General features: G+C 70.4%; 20 protein-coding genes and 1 tRNA gene. 18 read left to right on the forward strand and 3 right to left on the reverse strand.

Annotation, left to right across the window (positions count from 1 at the left end; genetic code table 11):
* Positions 1-252: 252 nt before the first annotated feature.
* The 15 genes from AB0M63_RS01110 to AB0M63_RS01180 all read left to right on the forward strand — a co-directional run bounded on the left by AB0M63_RS01110 (position 253) and on the right by AB0M63_RS01180 (position 14,033).
* Positions 253-648 (forward strand): NADH-quinone oxidoreductase subunit A, encoded by a 396-nt coding sequence (locus tag AB0M63_RS01110; protein WP_355905290.1) that lies wholly within the window; start codon positions 253-255, stop codon positions 646-648.
* A complete protein-coding gene (locus AB0M63_RS01115) occupies positions 639-1,313 on the forward strand; it encodes an NADH-quinone oxidoreductase subunit B family protein (RefSeq protein ID WP_366017958.1) in 675 nt (224 codons plus the stop codon). The genes AB0M63_RS01110 and AB0M63_RS01115 overlap by 10 nt, the downstream gene beginning before the upstream one ends.
* The gene (locus AB0M63_RS01120; RefSeq protein ID WP_366017959.1) at positions 1,310-2,500 is read left to right on the forward strand and encodes an NADH-quinone oxidoreductase subunit C; all 1,191 of its coding nucleotides are present in this window, start codon (positions 1,310-1,312) and stop codon (positions 2,498-2,500) included. The genes AB0M63_RS01115 and AB0M63_RS01120 overlap by 4 nt, the downstream gene beginning before the upstream one ends.
* Positions 2,497-3,468, forward strand: coding sequence for a complex I subunit 1 family protein (locus tag AB0M63_RS01125; protein WP_366017960.1), 972 nt, complete (start codon positions 2,497-2,499; stop codon positions 3,466-3,468). The genes AB0M63_RS01120 and AB0M63_RS01125 overlap by 4 nt, the downstream gene beginning before the upstream one ends.
* Entirely contained in the window at positions 3,465-4,076 is a 612-nt protein-coding gene (locus AB0M63_RS01130; RefSeq protein WP_366017962.1) for an NADH-quinone oxidoreductase subunit I, read from the forward strand. The genes AB0M63_RS01125 and AB0M63_RS01130 overlap by 4 nt, the downstream gene beginning before the upstream one ends.
* Positions 4,073-4,777: an NADH-quinone oxidoreductase subunit J gene (locus AB0M63_RS01135; protein ID WP_366017963.1), complete on the forward strand. Its 705-nt coding sequence runs from the start codon at positions 4,073-4,075 to the stop codon at positions 4,775-4,777. Before AB0M63_RS01130 ends, AB0M63_RS01135 begins: the two co-directional genes overlap by 4 nt.
* Positions 4,777-5,202 carry an NADH-quinone oxidoreductase subunit NuoK gene (gene nuoK, locus AB0M63_RS01140; protein WP_355904976.1) on the forward strand — a complete coding sequence of 142 codons (426 nt, stop codon included), beginning with the start codon at positions 4,777-4,779 and terminating at the stop codon, positions 5,200-5,202. Before AB0M63_RS01135 ends, nuoK begins: the two co-directional genes overlap by 1 nt.
* Positions 5,199-7,193 (forward strand): NADH-quinone oxidoreductase subunit L, encoded by a 1,995-nt coding sequence (locus AB0M63_RS01145; protein WP_366017964.1) that lies wholly within the window; start codon positions 5,199-5,201, stop codon positions 7,191-7,193. Before nuoK ends, AB0M63_RS01145 begins: the two co-directional genes overlap by 4 nt.
* Positions 7,194-7,199: 6 nt before the next feature.
* Entirely contained in the window at positions 7,200-8,774 is a 1,575-nt protein-coding gene (locus AB0M63_RS01150; RefSeq protein ID WP_366017966.1) for an NADH-quinone oxidoreductase subunit M, read from the forward strand.
* Positions 8,771-10,294, forward strand: a complete 1,524-nt coding sequence (locus tag AB0M63_RS01155; protein ID WP_366017968.1) for an NADH-quinone oxidoreductase subunit N — start codon at positions 8,771-8,773, stop codon at positions 10,292-10,294. Before AB0M63_RS01150 ends, AB0M63_RS01155 begins: the two co-directional genes overlap by 4 nt.
* 189 nt (positions 10,295-10,483) lie before the next feature.
* A complete protein-coding gene (gene htpX, locus AB0M63_RS01160) occupies positions 10,484-11,347 on the forward strand; it encodes a zinc metalloprotease HtpX (protein WP_355904988.1) in 864 nt (287 codons plus the stop codon).
* Positions 11,344-11,736 (forward strand): YccF domain-containing protein, encoded by a 393-nt coding sequence (locus AB0M63_RS01165; protein ID WP_355904991.1) that lies wholly within the window; start codon positions 11,344-11,346, stop codon positions 11,734-11,736. Before htpX ends, AB0M63_RS01165 begins: the two co-directional genes overlap by 4 nt.
* A 12-nt stretch (positions 11,737-11,748) precedes the next feature.
* Complete coding sequence (locus tag AB0M63_RS01170; RefSeq protein WP_366017969.1) at positions 11,749-12,906, forward strand: barstar family protein; 1,158 nt, start codon at positions 11,749-11,751, stop codon at positions 12,904-12,906.
* Positions 12,907-13,021: 115 nt separating this feature from the next.
* Positions 13,022-13,585, forward strand: a complete 564-nt coding sequence (locus AB0M63_RS01175) for an SMI1/KNR4 family protein (RefSeq protein ID WP_366017970.1) — start codon at positions 13,022-13,024, stop codon at positions 13,583-13,585.
* 181 nt (positions 13,586-13,766) lie between these two features.
* Positions 13,767-14,033: a GlsB/YeaQ/YmgE family stress response membrane protein gene (locus AB0M63_RS01180; RefSeq protein ID WP_355905000.1), complete on the forward strand. Its 267-nt coding sequence runs from the start codon at positions 13,767-13,769 to the stop codon at positions 14,031-14,033.
* A 117-nt stretch (positions 14,034-14,150) separates the two neighbouring features.
* On the opposite strand, the gene AB0M63_RS01185 is transcribed toward AB0M63_RS01180, so the two are convergent.
* Positions 14,151-14,639 carry a YajQ family cyclic di-GMP-binding protein gene (locus AB0M63_RS01185; RefSeq protein ID WP_043682730.1) on the reverse strand — a complete coding sequence of 163 codons (489 nt, stop codon included), beginning with the start codon at positions 14,637-14,639 and terminating at the stop codon, positions 14,151-14,153.
* Between the two features lie 233 nt (positions 14,640-14,872).
* Between AB0M63_RS01185 and AB0M63_RS01190 the strand changes: the two genes are divergently transcribed.
* From AB0M63_RS01190 to AB0M63_RS01200, 3 genes are all read left to right on the forward strand, one after another.
* Positions 14,873-14,954: transfer RNA gene (locus AB0M63_RS01190), tRNA-Tyr, on the forward strand.
* Between the two features lie 226 nt (positions 14,955-15,180).
* A complete protein-coding gene (locus AB0M63_RS01195; RefSeq protein ID WP_366017971.1) occupies positions 15,181-16,002 on the forward strand; it encodes a polysaccharide lyase family 7 protein in 822 nt (273 codons plus the stop codon).
* Between the two features lie 47 nt (positions 16,003-16,049).
* Entirely contained in the window at positions 16,050-16,262 is a 213-nt protein-coding gene (locus AB0M63_RS01200) for a hypothetical protein (RefSeq protein WP_355905007.1), read from the forward strand.
* A 29-nt stretch (positions 16,263-16,291) separates the two neighbouring features.
* Here AB0M63_RS01200 and AB0M63_RS01205 read toward each other — a convergent pair whose 3' ends face one another.
* Together AB0M63_RS01205 and AB0M63_RS01210 are read right to left on the reverse strand one after the other, a co-directional pair.
* Entirely contained in the window at positions 16,292-16,948 is a 657-nt protein-coding gene (locus tag AB0M63_RS01205) for an NAD(P)H-binding protein (protein WP_366017972.1), read from the reverse strand.
* A gap of 143 nt (positions 16,949-17,091) precedes the next feature.
* The gene (locus tag AB0M63_RS01210) at positions 17,092-18,360 is read right to left on the reverse strand and encodes an amidohydrolase family protein (RefSeq protein ID WP_366017974.1); all 1,269 of its coding nucleotides are present in this window, start codon (positions 18,358-18,360) and stop codon (positions 17,092-17,094) included.
* Positions 18,361-18,594 lie beyond the last annotated feature (234 nt).

Here is an 18,594-nt window from a genome sequence, read left to right on the forward strand (position 1 = left end):
ACCCCACCCTCGCCTCCGTCCCAATCATTACCTCCCATCATTCCGAGCGGATCTCAAGCCGTGACGGGCTGCTTACGGTCCCTTTAACAGGGCCTAGACTCCCGTGCGTACGGATCGTCGAACACAGAGTTCACACGGGTCACCGGGGCACCGGGCATCGGGAGCGGGCCCGTGGGAACCCGCGCGGAAGAGGAGGAGCCGGACTTGCGGGAGACGTTGCAGGGGACCTTGCCGGAGAGCTTCCGGCAGAGCTTGCGGGAACCGACCGTGGTCGTCGCGGCGGACTACTTCCGGTCCTACTCCGTCGTGGGACTGCTCGCCGTCGTCGGCGTCCTCTTCGTCGCCGTGGCCTTCGGCGCCGGCCGTCTGCTGCGCCCGGTCGTCCCCACCCCCGAGAAACTGCTCACCTACGAGTGCGGCGTCGACCCCGTCGGCGAGGGCTGGGCCCACACCCAGGTCCGCTACTACGTCTACGCGTTCCTCTACGTCATCTTCGCCGTCGACTCGATCTTCCTCTTCCCCTGGGCCACGGTCTTCGCCGCGCCGGGCTACGGCGCGACCACCCTCGTCGAGATGTTCATCTTCCTCGGCTTCCTCACCGTGGGCCTGCTGTACGCATACAAGAAGGGCGTCCTGACATGGACGTGACCCCCGAGCCCGTGCCGCTGCCGGAGCCGAAACGGCTGGGCACCCTCGCCCGCCTCGCCCCCGAGCCGATGAAGGTGGTCCTCAACTGGGGCCGCCGCTACTCGCTCTGGGTCTTCAACTTCGGCCTCGCCTGCTGCGCCATCGAGTTCATCGCCGCGTCCATGGCCCGCCACGACTTCATCCGTCTCGGCGTGATCCCCTTCGCCCCCGGCCCGCGCCAGGCCGACCTGATGGTCGTCTCCGGCACGGTCACGGACAAGATGGCCCCCGCCGTGAAACGCCTCTACGAGCAGATGCCCGAACCGAAGTACGTCATCTCCTTCGGCGCGTGCAGCAACTGCGGCGGTCCTTACTGGGACTCCTACTCCGTCACCAAGGGCGTCGACCAGATCATCCCGGTCGACGTCTACGTCCCCGGCTGCCCGCCCCGCCCCGAAGCCCTCCTCCAGGGCATCCTCAAACTCCAGGAGAAGATCGCCCGCGAGTCACTGGGGGAGCGGTACGGGTACGGGACCGAGGGGGCGCGTCCCTCTACGGCGGCCCTGCAGAGCGGACTGGTGACGCCACCGGCGCCGACACCGTCGCCGGCGCCTGGCGAGACAGCCACGGACGCCACGGACGCCACGGACGCCTCGGACTCCTCGGACCCGGGGGACGCCCGATGACCGCCGTCGGCTGGCTGCCCGCACCCACCGAGGAACTCTTCGGCCCGGAATCCACGGCCGAGGAGTCGTACGAACTCCTCACCGTCGACGTACCCCCCACCACCTGGCTCTCCGCCCTGCGCACCGCCCGCGACGACCTCGGCTGCACCTACTTCGACTGGCTGAGCGCGGTCGACGAGCCGGGTACCGGCTTCCGCGTCTCGGCCCACGTCGTGGCACTGTCACCGGTACGCCGTCTCCTCGTCCGTACGACAGTCCCGCACGAGAACCCGGCACTCTCCACCGCCGTGGACGTCTACGCGGGCGCCGCCTGGCACGAACGCGAGACGCACGAAATGTTCGGCGTCGACTTCGAGGGCCACCCGGCGCTGGACCACCTCCTTCTCCCGGAGACCTTCGAAGGCCACCCCCTCCGCAAGGACTTCGTCCTGGCGGCCCGCGTAGCCAAGGCCTGGCCCGGCGCCAAGGAACCGGGCGAGTCCGACCACGGCGGCCCCAAGCGCCGCCAGATGCTCCCACCCGGCGTCCCCGACCCGAACGAATGGGGCCCCCTGAAGGGCCAACTCCCCCCGGCCCCGACCCGCCCCACCCGAGCGGCGGGCGGCCGCCCACCCCGAGCTGCCGAAGGGGACCGTCCGGCCCGAGCGGCCGCCGGGGACCGTCCGGTGCGACGCGCCCGCACGGCCTCGGAGGGCTCGGCGAGCCAGACGGCACCGGCCGGGAGCGAAGCGCCGCAGCCGCAGTCGCAGGCCGGCAGTGAAGCGCCGTCGGCCGAGGGCGCTGCCGCGAGGCCGCGCCGGGCGCGCAGCGCGAGCGAGGGTTCAGCTTCGCAGCAGGCACAGGCACAGGCACAGGCACAGGCACCGACCCCGCCCCTGGAGCCCGCGGCGGAACCGGCAGCCGCACCAGACTCGGCGTCCGCATCCGCACCGGCACCGGAAAGCGCCGCCACGCAGCCCGCCACCCCGCCCCGCACCGCAGACGCCCCGTGGCACCACGCCCGCCCAGCCTTCGACGAGCCCGCGTCCGAGCCGGCGCCTCAGCCGGATCCGGACTCCACCACGGGGCCGGCCGACGGACCGCCATCCGAAGCCGACCAAACCCCCGAGAAACCGGCCCGCGAAGACCCGGCCCCCGAAGCCCCCGAAGACCCAACCCCCGACACCCCCGCAGGAGGCTCGCAGTGAACGACGCGCTCGACGTCGCCCTGCGACTCCTGATCGTCTTCGTCGTCTTCCTCACCTTCCCCCTGATCGTCGGCCAGACCGAGCACAAAGTGATGGCCCACATGCAGGGCCGCCTCGGCCCGATGTACGCCGGTGGCTTCCACGGCTGGGCCCAACTCGTCGCGGACGGCGTGAAGTTCGCGCAGAAGGAAGACATCGTCCCGGCGGGCGCGGACCGCCGTATCTTCCAACTCGCCCCCGCCGTCGCCCTCCTCCCGTATCTGCTCGTCCTCCTCGCCATCCCGATCGGCCCGAGCGAGGGCGCCGTCGGCCAGGTCCTGGACGCGGGCATCTTCTTCGTCCTCGCGGTGATGGGAGTGGGCGTCCTCGGCTCCCTCATGGCCGGCTGGGCCTCCGCCAACAAGTTCTCCCTCCTCGGCGGCCTCCGCACCGCCGCGCAACTCCTCGCCTACGAACTCCCCATGCTGCTCACCGCCGCCTCCGTGGCGATGGCGGCCGGCACGGTCTCCCTCCTCGGCATCCTCGACGCCTTCCACTGGTGGTGGCTGCCCTGGCAGATCGTCGGCGCGATCGTGTTCTTCGTGGCCGGCCTGGCCGAACTCCAGCGCCCTCCCTTCGACATGCCCGTCGCCGACTCCGAGATCATCTTCGGCGCGTACACCGAGTACACCGGTCTGCGCTTCGCCCTCTTCCTCCTCGCCGAGTACGCAGGAATCGTCGTCCTGTGCGGCCTGACCACCGTCCTCTTCCTGGGCGGCTGGCACGGCCCGTGGGGTGCGGACGGTCTCGGCTGGGTGTGGACCCTGCTGAAGACCGCGCTCCTCGCCTTCGTCGTCATCTGGCTCCGCGTCACCTATCCCCGCCTGCGCGAGGACCAGCTCCAGAAGCTCTCCTGGACCCTCCTCGTCCCCCTCTCCCTCGCTCAGATCGCCCTCACCGGCATCGTGAAGGTGGTGTTCCTCCAGTGACCCCGTTCCCCGGCTCCGGCCTGGCCAAGGGCCTGGCCGTCACCCTGCGCACGATGACGAAGAAGACCGTCACCGAGCAGTACCCGGACACCCAGCCCGACCTCCCGCCCCGCACCCGCGGAGTCATCGGCCTGTTCGAGGAGAACTGCACGGTCTGCATGCTCTGCGCCCGTGAGTGCCCCGACTGGTGCATCTACATCGACTCCCACAAGGAGACGGTCCCGGCGGCGGCCCCCGGCGGCCGCGAGCGCAGCCGCAACGTCCTCGACCGCTTCGCCATCGACTTCTCCCTCTGCATGTACTGCGGTATCTGCATCGAGGTCTGTCCTTTCGACGCCCTGTTCTGGTCCCCGGAGTTCGAGTACGCCGAGACCGACATCCACGAACTCACCCACGAACGCGACAAGCTCCGCGAGTGGATGTGGACCGTCCCGGCCCCACCCGCCCTCGACCCCGGCGCCGAGGAACCCAAGGAGATCGCCGCCGCCCGCAAGTCCGCCGAGAAGCTGGCCGCGACTCAGGCTGCCGCTCAGGCCGCGGAGGTCGGGCGGCCCGAGTCCGAAGCCGCCGGGCCCGAGCCCACCGAGCCGCCGGAGGGACAGTCGTGACCCTCGCCGTCTCCACCGCCACGGCGACCGTCGCCGCCGCCCACACCCACGGCTTTCTCTCGCCGACCGGTGTGGAGATCGCCTTCCTCCTCGTGGGCCTGGTCACCTTCGGCGCCGCTCTTGTCACCGTCACCACCAGGCAGTTGGTGCACGCCGCCCTGTGGCTCGTGGTGACCCTCGGGGGTCTCGCCGTCGAATACCTCCTGCTCACCGCCGAGTTCATCGCCTGGGTGCAGGTCCTCATCTATGTCGGTTCCGTCGTCGTCCTCCTTCTCTTCGGTCTGATGCTCACCAAGGCCCCCATCGGCCGCTCCCCGGACGCCGACTCGAGCAACCGGTGGGTCGCCCTCTCCGTGGCCGTCGCCGCCGCGGCGGCCCTGGTGTGGGTCGTCGTCGACGCCTTCCGCGCGACCTGGATGGACCTGGACGGTCCGGCCGCCGGCTCGACCGCGGTGACCGGCGCGAGCCTGTTCCAGAACTGGGTCCTTCCCTTCGAGGCCCTCTCCGTCCTTCTCCTCGCGGCCCTGGTCGGCGCGATCGTCCTGTCCCGCAAAGCGAAGGCGGAGTCGAGCTCTCCCCCTGTGAACTCCCGGGCCTCGACCGGTAGTTCCCCATCCGTCCCGGATTCCCGTAATCACACGATCGGGCGAAACAACCCGAATCCAGGCAACGATCCGACCGAGCAGGAAGGAGCCCACTGATGCACCTCGCCTATCCCGCCGTGCTCGCCGCCCTCCTCTTCTGCACGGGCCTCTACGGTGTCCTCGCCCGCCGCAACGCGATCCTCGTGCTGATGTCGGTCGAGCTGATGCTCAACGCCGTCAACCTGAACCTGGTCGCCTTCGACGTCTGGCTCAGCAGGACCGCCGAGGACAAGCTGCACTCCGGCCAGGCCCTCACCCTGTTCACCATCGCCATCGCCGCCGCCGAGATCGGCATCGGCCTGGCGATCGTCCTCGCCGTCTACCGGGGCCGCGGCACCTCCGACGTCGACAAGCTCCGCGACACCGCCGAGGGCCACGAATCCGACGGTCCCGGCGGCCCCGGCGGGGCCGACAGTCCCGACGGCTCCGACAACGACGGCACCGAGCCCCCCGCGGCCGAGAAGGCTGAGGCCACCGCGTGACCACGACCACCCTCGCCGTCCTCGTCCCCCTCCTTCCGTTCCTGGGCGCCGCGGCCGGACTGCTCCTGGGCCGCACCGCCCCCGGGTTCGTCCGCCCGCTCGCCGTCCTGCCGACCCTCGCCGCACTCGCTCTGGCCGCCGTGATCGCCGTACGCCAGGGCGGTGAGGCGGCCATCGACTCCGCCACCGAACTCACGCCCACCGGCTCGGTCCCCGTCGAACTCGCCCTGCACATCGACGGCTTCGCCGCCCTCGTCGCCGTCCTGGTCGGCTTCGTCGCCACCTGTGTGCAGATCTACTCGACGGGCTACCTGCGCGACGACCCGCGCTACCCCTCGTACGCCGCCCTCGTCTCCCTCTTCACCTCCGCGATGCTCCTCGTCGTCTACTCCGGCGACCTGATCGTGCTGCTGGTCGGCTGGGAAGTCATGGGTATCTGCTCCTACTTCCTGGTCGGCCACTACTGGGAGACCCCCGAGGCCCGCGCCGCCTCCATCAAGGCATTCCTCGTCACCAAACTCGGCGATGTCCCCTTCCTGATCGGCCTGTTCGCGCTCGCCACCGCCGCCGGGTCCTTCCGCATCACCAAGGTCCTCGGCACCGTCGCGAGCGGCGGGCTGCACCACCCGACGCTGATCGCCCTTCTGCTCCTGGCGGGCGTGGCGGGCAAGTCGGCGCAGTTCCCGCTGCACACCTGGCTCCCCGACGCGATGGCGGGCCCCACCCCCGTCTCCGCGCTGATCCACGCCGCGACGATGGTCGCCGCCGGTGTCTACTTCATCGCCCGTCTCCTTCCGGTCTTCGAGGCCTCCTCGGCCGCGATGGTCGTCCTCGCCGTCATGGCCGCCGTGACGATGGCCGGCTCGGGCCTCGCCGCGCTCGCCCAGGACGACATCAAGCGCGTCCTCGCCTACTCGACGATCGGCCAACTCGGCTACATGACCGGCGCCCTCGCCGTCGGCGACCGCGGTGCCGCCGTCTTCCACCTCCTGTCTCACGGCGCCTTCAAGGCGCTGCTCTTCCTCGCGGCCGGCGTGATCATTCACGCCTCCGGCACCAACTCACTGGCCGCCATGTCCCGTATGGGCAACCTCCGCGCCCGTGTCCCCGACGCCTTCTGGACGATGACCGTGGCGCTCCTCGCGCTCGCCGCGATCCCGCCCTTCAGCGGCTTCTTCTCCAAGGAGTCCGTCCTCGGCGCCGCCGAACACGTCGCCACCGAGCAGAGCGGACGCATCCCCGGCGCCGCAGGCTGGATCGTCCTCGCCGCCGGCCTGCTCACCGCTCTCCTCACCGCCGCCTACGCGATGCGCCTGTGGCTGCTCGCCTTCCACGGCCGGGGCGCCGAGGCCCCCGACCACGGCAGGCAGCCCGTGGCGATGAACGCCGTGCTGTGGGTGCTCGCCGTCCCGTCCCTCGCCCTCGGCGGACTCGCCTACCGCGTGCTCCCCGACTGGTTCGACGGCCGCGACCTCACCCCGACGCTCACCACGTCCGTCCTGGGCACGGGTGTCGCCCTGGTCGGCGGCATCCTCACCTACGGCGCGTGGCGGCACACCACCGCACTCGCGGCCCGCGCACCGCTGGGCGCGGTCGCGGCCCACCCCGAGGGCGACGCCGGACTAGTCGAGGCCGAGGCCATCGCGAGCCACGCGCCCGCCTACGGAGACGTCGCCTCAGCACCCGACCCGGCGGACCCGGGCCGCCTCCTGCTCGGCCCGCTGCACCGCCACGCGGCCACCGGCTTCCACCTGGATGCCGTGTACGCGGCCCTGTTCGTCCGCCCGGTGACGGCGGCGGCGAGTCTCGTCCGGTTCCTCGACCGCGAGGTCGTCGACACCTACGTACGCGGCGCGGGCACCCTGCCCCGCCTCCTCGGAGCCGCCGTCAGGCGCGCCCAGACCGGCAATGTGCAGACCTATGTGAGCGCGCTGCTCGCCGGCACCGTCGTCCTGACGGTCGCCGTCCTCCTCGTCGCCACGGGAGCGTGAGCAGGCGTGATCGATATCAACGAGTCCCTGATGCAGGTCCTTCTGGCGTTCGTCGTCGTCGGCCCGCTCCTCGGCGCCGTCGCCGCCCTGCTGCCCGCCCCGCCCGGGCTGAAGGGGAAGTCACCAGAGCAGGCCGTACTGCGGCACGGTGTCACCGTGACCGGAGCGGTCCTCATCGCCGCGATCGTCCTCGCGCTCGGTTTCGACCACGACCATCCGTCGAAGATGCAGGCCACGACCGACATCAGCTGGATCCCCGCACTCGACGTGCGCATCCACCTCGGCATCGACGGCATCTCCCTCCCCCTCCTGATCCTGACCGCGCTGCTGACCTTCCTGTGCGCGCTCTACTCCTACTTCAAGATGCCCGCGGGCCCGTCCCCGAAGGCCTTCGTGGCCCTGCTCCTCGTCATGGAGTCCGGCACCCTCGCCACCTTCGCCGTCCTCGACCTGATCCTCTTCTTCCTCGCCTTCGAGACGGTCCTGATCCCGATGTACTTCCTCATCGCCCGCTGGGGCGGTGCCCAACGGACCCAGGCCGCCTGGAAGTTCATCCTCTTCACGCTGCTCGGCTCCGTCGTCATGCTGCTCGGCCTGCTCCTGATCGGAATCAAGGCGGGCACATTCGACATGGTGGCACTCGCCACTGACAACGGCCGGTCGCTGACCACATCCGTGCAGGTCATCGCGGTTCTGGCGATCGGGATCGGGCTCGCGGTGAAGACGCCGATGTGGCCGCTGCACAGCTGGCTGCCCGACGCCCACACCGCCGCGCCGACCGTCGGCTCGGTCCTGCTGGCCGGTGTGCTGCTGAAGATGGGCACGTACGGTTTCGTCCGCATCCTGCTGCCGGTCGCACCCGACGGCATGCGCACCTTCGCGCCCTATCTCGCCGCCTTCGCCGTAGTCGGGATCATCTACGGCTCTCTGGCCTGCCTCGCCCTCGCGAAACGGGGCGCGAAGGGCGACCTCAAGCGCCTCATCGCCTACTCCTCCGTCGGCCACATGGGCTTCGTCCTGCTCGGCATCTCGACCATGACCCCGACCGGCGTGAACGGCGCGCTGTTCGCCAACATCGCCCACGGCCTCATCACAGGCCTGCTCTTCTTCCTCGTCGGCGCCCTCAAGGACCGCACGGGCACGACCGACCTGGACACCCTGGCCGAGGAGACCGGGGCGGCCCTCTACGGCAAGGCCCCACGCCTCGGCGGGCTGCTCGCGTTCGCCGCCGTCGCCTCGCTCGGACTGCCCGGACTCGCTGGATTCTGGGGCGAGATGCTGGCGCTGTTCGGTGCGTTCAAGCCCGCCGCCGACCTCAGCCGCCCGGCCTTCCTCACCTTCATGGCCATCGCGGCCTTCGGCACTCTCCTGACCGCCGCCTACATGCTCGCCGTGGTCCGCCGCGTCTGCATGGGCGCCGTCGCGCAGGAAGCGCCGAAACTCGCCGACGTGCAGACGTACGAGTTCGCGGCCTGGACCCCGCTCGTCGCCCTCACCGTCGCCGCCGGCCTGTGGCCGAAGGCGCTCCTCGGCCTGACCGACCCTGCCGTGCAGCAACTCCTCGCGGGAGGCACCCGATGAGCCCCCTGGCCCAGCCCCTGGCGGAGTCGGCGGTCCAGTCCGTCGACTGGCTCGCGATCGCACCGCCCACCATCACGGCGGTCGTCGGCCTGGTGGTCCTCGTCGCCGACCTGTTCCTCCCGGACGCCAAAAAGGCGCTCCTGGGCTGGCTGTCGGTCGCGGGCCTGGCCGCCTCCGCCCTCATGCTGCTGCCTCTCCTGGACGGCGATCGCGCCACCTTCTGCCTGACCGGCGACGCGACCGCCTGCAGCTATACGGCGGACCGCTTCACCCTGGTCATCCAGCTCCTGGTCCTCGGCGGCGCGCTCCTCGCGGCCCTCCTGTCGGTCACCGCCCTGAAGGACGCCAACAGGGGACTCCCCGAAGGGGAGTACTGGTTCCTGCTGTTGTCCTCCGCCGCGGGCGCCGCCCTCCTGCCCGCCTCCCGCGACCTCGCGACCCTGATCGTCGCCCTGGAGGTCGCTTCCCTGCCCGCGTTCGCCCTCGTCGGCATCCGGCACGGCGACAAGAAGTCCGCCGAAGCGGCCCTGAAGTTCTTCCTGTCCTCGGTCACCGCGACCGCGGTCAGCCTGATGGGCGTCAGCTTCGTGTACGCCACCACGGGCACCCTGTACCTCACCCGGATCGCCGACCGCATCCAGCACGTCGACGGCCAGTTCGACACCCTCGCCCAGACCGGCGTCGTCCTCACCCTCGTCGGCTTCGCCTTCAAGACGGCCGCCGTCCCCTTCCACTTCTGGGTACCCGACACCTACGTAGGAGCGCCGCTCCCGATCGCCGCCTACTTGTCGGTCGTCGGCAAGGCGGTCGGTTTCTCCGGCCTGATCCTCGTCACCGTCGTCGCCTTCCCGTCGTACGCCCACGTGTGGGGCCCGGCTCTCGCCGCGCTGGCCGCCCTCACCATGACGGTCGGCAACCTGGGCGCCCTGCGCCAACAGGCCACGCGCGCGTACAGCGCGGTACGGCTGCTCGCCTGGTCCTCCGTCGGGCAGGCCGGCTACCTCCTGGTGCCGATCGCCGCCGCCGCGTACGGCAAGGACGCCCAGAAGTCGATCGGCTCCACCGTCGCCTACGCCCTCATGTACGCGGCCGTGAACCTCGGCGCCTTCGCGGTGGCCGCGCTGGTGGGCCGTAGCAGAGCCCTCAACCGCATCAGCGACTACCGCGGCCTGTACGCGTCGAACCCGCTCGCCGCCCTGCTCTTGGCCTTCTTCCTGCTGTGTCTCGCCGGACTGCCACCGGGCGTCATCGGTCTCTTCGCGAAGGTCACCGTGTTCTCGGCGGCCGTCGACGCGGGCCTGGGCTGGCTGGCCGTCGTCATGGCCGTCAACGTGGTGATCGCGCTCTTCTACTACCTCCAGTGGACGGCCCTGCTGTTCCGCGCCCCCGAGGGCGAGCACGGCAAGCACCGCGTCCCCGCACCCCTCACCGCCGCGATCGCCCTCACCGGAGCCCTCGGAATCGCCCTCTCCGGAGCACCCCAGTTGGTCCTGCGCTTCGCCGCCACCGGACTCTTCTGAGCCACCGGCACATACCACCGTCCTCACCCGGACGGCCCACGCCCGCCGCCGCACGCACAAGGGAACTAGAGCCCCCCGCCTGGCGTTGACCAGTACGGAAGGGTCCACTGGACGTGACACGACGACACCAGTGGCATCAGAGATCAGCAAGCAAAGGGTTCCCCCGCCGCACGATTTGGAGGGCGTACCGTGCACCGCCGGCACAACGGGCTCAGGACCGCAGTTCTCCTCGGGGGACTGTCCGCACTCATCATCGTCATCGGCAGCTTCTTCGGCCGCATGGGGCTCGTCGTAGCGGTCGTGATCGCGCTGGGCACGAACGCGTACGCGTACTGGAACAGCGACAAACTGGCGCTACGCGCGATGCGTGCCCGCCCGGTGAGCGAGTTCGAGGCCCCCGCCCTGTACCGGATGGTCCGCGAGCTCTCCACCCAGGCCCGTCAGCCCATGCCGCGTCTGTACATCTCACCCACGGAGGCACCCAACGCCTTCGCGACGGGCCGCAATCCGCGCAACGCCGCCGTGTGCTGCACGGAGGGCATCATGCGCATCCTGGACGAGCGCGAGCTGCGCGGAGTCATCGGTCATGAACTCAGCCATGTCTACAACCGCGACATCCTGATCTCGTCGGTCGCCGGCGCCCTCGCCTCGGTGATCATGTTCCTGGTCAACTTCGCCTGGCTGATCCCGATCGGCCGCTCGAACGACGACGACGGGCCCGGCATCCTGGGCATGCTGATGATCATGATCCTGGGGCCCCTCGCGGCCAGCCTCATCCAGTTGGCCATCAGCCGTTCCAGGGAGTACGAGGCCGACGCGTCCGGCGCGCAGCTCACCGGAGACCCCCTCGCGCTCGCGAGCGCCCTGCGCAAGCTCGACGCCGGCACCAAGCAGCTACCGCTGCCCCCGGAGCCCCGCATCGAGACCGCGAGCCACATGATGATCGCGAACCCCTTCCGCCCGGGCCAGGGACTCTCCAAGATGTTCTCGACACATCCGCCGATGGCGGAGCGCATCGCCCGGCTCGAAAAGATGGCAGGTCGTCCCCAGTGAAAACCATCCTGAACGTCATTTGGCTTGTCCTGAGCGGCTTCTGGCTGTTCCTCGGGTACCTGTTCGCCGGTGCGCTGCTGTGCATCACGATCATCGGCATCCCGTTCGGCATCGCCGCCTTCCGTATCGGCGTCTACGCCCTGTGGCCCTTCGGGTACACCACGGTCGAGCGCCGTGACGCGGGCGCCCCCTCCTTCATCGGCAACATCCTGTGGCTGATCCTCGCGGGCTGGTGGCTGGCCCTCGCCCACATCGTCACCGGCATCGTCATGTGCGTCACGATCATCGGTATCCCGTTCGGTATCGCCAACTTCAAGCTGATCCCGGTCTCGCTGTTCCCCCTGGGCCGCGAAATCGTGCCCACGGACCAGCCGTTCGCCACCCGCTGACGGCGGACAGCGGTGGGGGCGCCGAAGTACGTCCTGCTGTCGTACGACGAAGGGACCGAGCCCATCGGCGTGTACGGCCCCGAGCGGACCTGGGCCCTGTGCGAGGACGCCGCCGACCTCTTCGCCGACCCGCCCCCACCCATGCCGGAGAGATACGAACTGCTCGGCTGCGCGCCTGGGGGCGAACTACGCACGGCCCTCGCACGCGCGCGTGCCGACGGTTCGGCGCCGCTCGGACGCCTCACCCTGGAGCCCCTCGACAAGGGCGGCAGGGGAGAGGGCGAGTGGTGCCTGGAGGACGTACGAGTCATCGGCGACCGTCCTTGCGCACATGACATGTCGTTGAGGGACGTCACCGTGGAGGGACGACCGTCCGGCGACAACCTCTACGGCCAGCCGCAGCGCCCACCTCTCTCCCCGGGCTACCGGCTCCTGGGCGCGGACGGTGAACCCTGGGGCGGCTGCCGGGACTTGACCCACGTCCAGGAGGACGGGCCCGAAGCCCCGGAGCCTCCCGTCCGCCTGTTGGGCTGTTCCCCGCGCGGTGCGCTGCGCGCGGCCCTGGACGGCGGGGAAGAGGACCTCGGCCACGCCCTGGTGGTCCGCGTCGACTTGTCCGGTCGGCCCCTCCAGCCCACCGCCGAGGGCGAGTTACGGGCCTGGATCCCGTCCGCACGCGGCCCCGGCCTGGTCGACCTGGCCCTCGACCCCTGGTCGGAACGGCCGCCGCTCGCGGCCCGTGAGGTGTGGGACCTGTGGGACGAAGGCCGCCCCGCCGAGCCCGGCCGCTGGGCCGCCTGTGACATCGACGGCCGCCGATTGTGGTTGGAAACGGCTCTGGCACACCACACCCACGACACCCCGAACCGGCCGCCGAGCACCACCTACCACCTCGACGGCAACCACATCACCGACCTGCCCGGCTTCTTCTGTGCCCTCGGCGAGGCGGTGAACGGCCCCGCCGGATACTTCGGCCGGGACCTGCACGCCCTCAACGACTGCCTGCGCGGCCACTGGGGAGCGCGCACGCCCTTCACCCTCGTCTGGCACGCCGCAGCCGTCGCCCGCACCCACCTCGACGGCACCCCGCACACCGGCCGGCGCCCGCCGACGTTCGACCAACTCCTCGCCTTTCTCGCGGAGAGGCACGTCGACATCCGCCTGGCCTGACCGTTCGCCATCATGCGGCACCCGCCACCGGATCGCACGACCGGCGGGTTCTCCACAACCGCCGGGTTGTCCACAGGCCGGCCCGACTGTCAGTGGCGCGTTGCACCATGAAGCCATGACCGAGAACGAGCGGCAGCTGCTGACACGGGTGGCGACCGAGGCCCGCAACACCCGTCCCCTTGGCTGGACTTCACTACCAGCCCCCGCCGACGAGACCACGGTGACCCGCGCCGAGGCCGCCCTCGGCTTCCGCCTGCCCCCGCTGCTCGCCGCGCTCTACCTGCGGATAGGAGACGGCGGATTCGGCCCGGAGTACGGCCTGTTGCCCCTGCTAGGCAACCCGCCCGCCGACGGCCCCGCCGCCGTCACGCAGTACCTCGCCAACCGCGAGAGCGGACACAAGGACCCTGACTGGCCCTGGCCCGAGGGCGTCCTGCCGATATCGCACTGGGGCTGCGGGATGTACGCGTGCGTGGACTGCCGAAGCCCGCAGGCCACCGTGCTGCTCCACGAACCGAACGCCGACGAAGCGGACCACGCGTGGTACGTGGACGCGCCCAGCCTCGCCGACTGGCTGCGCTCCTGGCTCGACGGCACGGGCTGGTACGAGGACGGGAGCGACGCCGAGCCGACCCCGTGGGCCGACTTCCGTATACGCACGACAGCGCACACGTCCTGACCGCCGGTGCGCGACTCCGCCGATGCCTGCAACCACCACACGCATCCGTGACGTCCTGTTCATCGACACGGCGGAACATGCAGCGACAGGTCCGGGCAAGGACCTACGAACACAGCCTGTCCGGGCGGAATTCACAGCTCCGGATCAGTGCAAGCACAGCGCGAGAGGGCAGGTTCACGGCATGGGCATCATCAGCTGGATCATCCTGGGACTGTTGGCCGGAGCCATCGCCAAGTTTCTGCTGCCGGGCCGCGACCCCGGCGGCTTCATCGGTACGACGATCATCGGCGTCGCCGGCGCGTTCATCGGTGGCTGGATATCGGCCCGTTGGCTGGACCACCCGGTCGCCAAGAACTTCTACGACGGTGCCACCTGGGCCTCGGCGATAGGCGGCGCGCTCGTCCTCCTGATCGTCTACCGCATCCTGTTCGGCAACTCGCGCAACTGAGCGCCCCGTGCCGCAGCCAGCAGGCGAGAAGGGTGGGCACCGGCGGGTGCCCACCCTTCCTCGTGCCTGCGCGCGGCGGACGCGCGAAGCGCTGTTCTAGCGGTAATTCACGCTGTTCTACCGGTAGTTCACGAACTGCAGCGCGAAGTCGAAGTCCTTGCCCTTGAGCAGCGCCTGCACGGCCTGAAGGTCGTCACGGCTCTTCGAGCTGACCCGCAGCTCGTCGCCCTGCACCTGGGCCTTGACGCCCTTGGGACCCTCGTCGCGAATGATCTTCGCCACCTTCTTCGCGTTGTCCTGGGAGATGCCCTCCTCGATCGACGCGAAGATCTTGTACTCCTTGCCGGAGAGCTGCGGCTCACCGGCGTCCAGCGCCTTCAGCGAGATACCGCGCTTGATCAGCTTGGACTGGAAGACGTCGAGGATCGCCTTGACCCGCTCCTCGGAGTTCGCCTCCATGAGGATCTTCTCGGCGGACCACGAGATCGAGGCACCCACGCCCTTGAAGTCGTAGCGCTGCGAGATCTCCTTGGCGGCCTGGTTGAGGGCGTTGTCGACCTCCTGCCGCTCGACCTTCGAGACGATGTCGAAACTGGAGTCGGCCATGTCCTGTGGCTCCTTGTATCGGGGTGCGTATCGATGCGTGTCACTGCGTATCGGCGTACGTGGGGGCAGTCGCCGAGCCCGGTGTAGGCCCGGGCCGCATCCGCATAAGCCTAGCCACCCCCTCCCCTCCGAGCGCCGATCTATCGGGTGGCGAAGCACCCCTGTGCATCGGGTATCGTTTACGTCGTTGCCACGGAGCACCGCCGAAAAGCGGTTCGAGAGGCAGCAACCCCGGCGGTGTGCCCGAGCGGCCAAAGGGAGCAGACTGTAAATCTGCCGGCTTCGCCTTCCCAGGTTCGAATCCTGGCGCCGCCACATGACCGAAAGGGTCTGTGATCAGCAGCAATGCTGATCACAGACCCTTTCGGCGTTCCTGGAGTGTTCTGTCGCGGCCTTCCCCCGCCCACCCCCAGTCTTGACGTGCTCGTGCCACAGCCCTACTGTCGCGGCACCGCGTTCATGTTGAAACACGAAGTTCATCTATGTGAACACATGGGCGTGCGCCAACCGAGTCCACCGAGCAGACAGGAAGGCACCCCCCATGCGCATGCGTAAGCTGCTCACCTCCCTGGCCACCGTCACCGCCGTCACCGGCGGGCTGGCCCTCGCGGCCCCCGCCGCGTCGGGCAGTACGGGCAGTAACCACGTCACCGGCGCCGTCGCCTCACCCCTCGCGGATCCGTCCGTCGCGCCCGGTGGGAACTTCGATCTGTCGGTGTGGCAGCTCCAGGAGCCGGTGGGTTCCCCCGGCTCGCCCACGACGATCTCGTCGGCCCGGCTCCAGGGGGCCAACGGGTTCCAGGACGCGTACTTCTACACGGACACCCGCGACGGCGCGATGACCTTCTGGGCGCCGGAGAAGGGCGTCACCACACCGAACTCGAACTACGCCCGTTCCGAACTGCGGGAGATGAACCGCAGTGGCAGCGCCGCCAACTGGTCGCTCAGCGGCACGCACACGATGAAGGCGACGCTGCGGGTGGTGTCCGTCACCTCGAACGTCTGCGTCGGCCAGATCCACCTCGGTACGGGAGGCACGTCCACCAAGCCGCTGCTGGAGCTGTACTACCGGTCGAGCGGCGACATCGTCCTCGGCACGGAGAACTCGCCCTCAGGAGGACAGACACTGCACACCGTGGGCAACGTGTCGGTCGGCAAGACATGGAGCTACACGATCGGCGTCTCGGGCGGAAACACCATCAACCTGACGGTCAACGGGAGCACCACGCACTACGCGATCCCGTCGTCGTTCAACGCCTACAAGCAGTACTTCAAGGCCGGTTCGTACAACCAGTCGTCCTCCGACAGCACCACCAAGGGCGCCCGGGTCGCCTTCTACGGCCTCACCGTCTCCCACAGCTGAGCGAGCCTCAACAGCCGATGCGTCCTGCGGCGGGGCAGACTGATCCCATGTCGTCTCGTCGCAGGAGCTGCCCCGAGTGCCGTCGTGAGATCGCCGTCGTGGCCGGACGGTTCGCGCGGCACGACCCGCCCGGCGCGCGCGAGAGCGGCGAGCTCGTGTCCTGCCCCGGGTCCCGCCGACAGGCGGAACTCGGGGCGGCGCAGCCCGCGTTGGACGGGTACGTGGTGCCGGAGTTTCCCGGCCAGATGCCGCTGTTCTAGGCGACGGGTCAACTGCCCGGCGGGGAGCCTCAGTTCCCGGCCACCGACTTCACCGCCACCGACACCGGCGCGTGTCCGCCGACCAGCTCCAGTGTCAGTCCGGCCGTGGCCGGGGTCTCCACCAACTCCGCGATTACGGCGGCCACATCGTCACGCGGGATCGCGCCGGGGCCGGTGTGGGCCTCAAGACGGACCAGCCCGGTGCCCGCGTCGTTCGTGAGCGAACCGGGGCGCAGAATCGTCCAGTCCAGGGCGTCCAGGCCGCGTACATACGAATCGGCCTCGCCCTTGGCCCGCAGATACACGTCGAACACGCCGTCCCCAGGATGCGCCGGATCCGCGCCCATCGAGGACACGACGACATGACGTCGTACGCCGGCCAGGACCGCCGCGTCGGCGAACAGCACCGCCGAACCCCGGTCCACCGTGTCCTTGCGGGCCGTACCGCTGTCCGGGCCCGCGCCCGCCGCGAAGACCGCCGCGTCCGCGCCCCGCAGCAGGGCCGCGACCTCCTCGACCGAGGCCGACTCCAGGTCGAGCACGAGCGGTTCGGCGCCCGCCGACTCCAGATCGCCGCTCTGTCCGGCGTTGCGGATGATGCCCGCGACCTCGTCACCGCGCGCGGCGAGCAGGCGCTCCAGCCGCAGCGCGATCTGACCATGACCTCCAGCGATGACAATGCGCATGCCTTCGACCGTACGCCCGGACGGCCGCACGCGCCGCATGACTTCAGCCGTGTCCCAGCAGCGCACACCCACGGCACACGCGCGGGGCGCGCGAACACGGACCACGGCGCCTCAGGCGTACGCCCCGGTGCGGCAGCGGCGGCTCAGGACAACTCGCCCCGTCCCTGGCGCGGCAGCCCCAACTCCGCGCCCGCCGCCGAGTTGCAGTACTCCCGCACCGCGCTGGTCCGTGCCACCACGCGCCCCCGGTGCACCACGATCCTGCTGTACGCCAGCGACAGCGCGCCCGCGAGCCGGTCGCCGCGCACCGCGAGCAATTCGGCCGGAAATCCCGCCTCGACCCGTACCTCAGGCAGGCCGAGCGCCGCGCGTGCCGAGGAACTCACGGTGTCGTACGCGTCCTCGGGCCGCATCCCGTGGCGCGAGGCCAGCAAGTAGGCCGCCTCCAAGGGGTCCCCGCGGCCCACGGGGTTGGACACGTCACGGAGGGCACCGCTGCCGGCCGCCACCCGCACGCCGGCGGAGCGCAGCAGTCGTACGGGAGCCGTGCCCCGGCGGTCGACGCCACCGCAGCCGCCCTGCGGCAGGCACACCACCGTCACGCCCGCTGACGCCAGTTGGTCCGCGATCCGCGTGACCGTGTCCGCCGGCAGCCGCCCCAGGCCGCCGCACGGACCGAGCGTCACCCCGGGGCGCATGCCGCCCGCGACCGCCGCCAGCCGGGCCAGCCGGGCCGGGTCGGCGGCGTCCGTGTGCAGGTCGACCGGACAGCCGTGCTCGGACGCCACCTCCAGGATGGCCTCCACATATCCCGTCGGGTCGGGGTCCAAATCTGGACAACCGCCCACTACGGAGGCACCCATTTTCAGCGCGTCCCGCAGCATCGCGAGCCCGTCCGCCCCCGCCACCCCGGTTAGCAGCCGGGGCATCGCCACCGCCGTCAACTCCGCCAGCCCGCGCAGCGCCCGCCGCGCCTGCAGTACGGCGGCCAGCGCGCTCAGGCCCTGGACGTCCCCCACGCGCACGTGTGCCCGCTGCGCCGTGGCCCCGTGCCCGAGTTGCAGCAGCGCGGCCTCCGTGGCGCGACGCTGGACGTCCTGGGGGTCGTAGCAGACCGGTCCGCCGTTCTCGGCCGACAGGGCAGTGTCACTGTGCGTGTGCGGCTCGGCCGGGGCCGGGAGGAGGAGGTAGCCGCCGAGGTCCACGCGCGCGCCGCACGCGCGCGTGGCGTCCGCCGCCAGGCTGCCGGCCGTGCCCACCGCCTCGATGCGCCCGCCGCCCAGCCGTACGTCCACCGTCCGGCCGTCGGTCAGCCGGGCCCCGCACAACAGGAGCGCCGCCGGATCGGCAGGTCCCGACGAACCCGACGAACCCGATGACGAGTGGGACGGCTGGGGCTGGCTGTCGGGCATCGCGCTCCAGGGGCTCAGGGCTTCGCGGGCTCGGCTTCGGGGCTCACTACTGGGGCTGCGCAAAGGGGCGCAAGATCACGCAGAGTGCGTCGAGCCTAGGGCGGTGATCCGCTCGCGGAGGGGAGGAGCGCAATAGTCGTACCGGTGTGGTCCGCCGTGCGGGAGGGGCTCCAGAGGCCTCTGTGAGGGCCGCGGAAGCGGCAGGAGTGGGGCCGCGAAACGGATTTGGGTGAA

Origin of the sequence: Streptomyces sp. NPDC051576, from assembly GCF_040681835.1 — a bacterium.
In the GTDB taxonomy this organism is placed as follows: Bacteria; Actinomycetota; Actinomycetes; order Streptomycetales; family Streptomycetaceae; genus Streptomyces.